Source organism: Pseudoalteromonas sp. SWN29, from assembly GCF_015864465.1.
Taxonomy (GTDB): Bacteria; Pseudomonadota; Gammaproteobacteria; order Enterobacterales; family Alteromonadaceae; genus Pseudoalteromonas.
On sequence record NZ_JADYXE010000182.1, the window covers coordinates 1 to 541 of the forward strand.

General features: G+C 50.1%; 1 protein-coding gene. It reads left to right on the forward strand.

The window, feature by feature from the left end; translation table 11 throughout:
• Positions 1–84: 84 nt before the first annotated feature.
• Positions 85–541 (forward strand): DNA-directed RNA polymerase (locus I6F53_RS20390; RefSeq protein WP_231616669.1); only part of this gene is annotated, 457 nt, incomplete at its 3' end.

Below are 541 nucleotides of genomic sequence, written 5' to 3' on the forward strand. Positions count from 1 at the left end.
GAGAAGCTCAAGCTGGGAACTAAGGAACTGGCTTGTCAATGGTTAGCATACGGTGTTACTCGTAAGGAGACTAAGCGTTCCGTTATGACCTTGGCGTATGGTTCCAAAGAGTACGGATTCCGTGACCAAGTGCTAGAGGATACAATTCAGCCAGCTATCGACGATGGCAAGGGCTTGATGTTCACTCAACCGAACCAAGCGGCTGGCTACATGGCTAAATTGATTTGGAACGCGGTAACGGTGACAGTGGTCGCAGCGGTTGAAGCAATGAACTGGCTGAAGTCTGCGGCTAAACTTCTGGCTGCTGAAGTCAAGGACAAGAAGACCAAAGAGGTTCTTCGTAAGCGTTGCGCAGTACATTGGGTAACACCTGATGGTTTCCCTGTGTGGCAGGAGTATCGTAAGCCAGTACAGACACGCTTGAACCTGATGTTCTTAGGCCAGATTCGTCTACAGCCTACCGTGAACACCAACAAGGATAGCGGAATTGACGCACGTAAGCAGGAGTCGGGCATTGCTCCTAACTTTGTCCACTCAATGG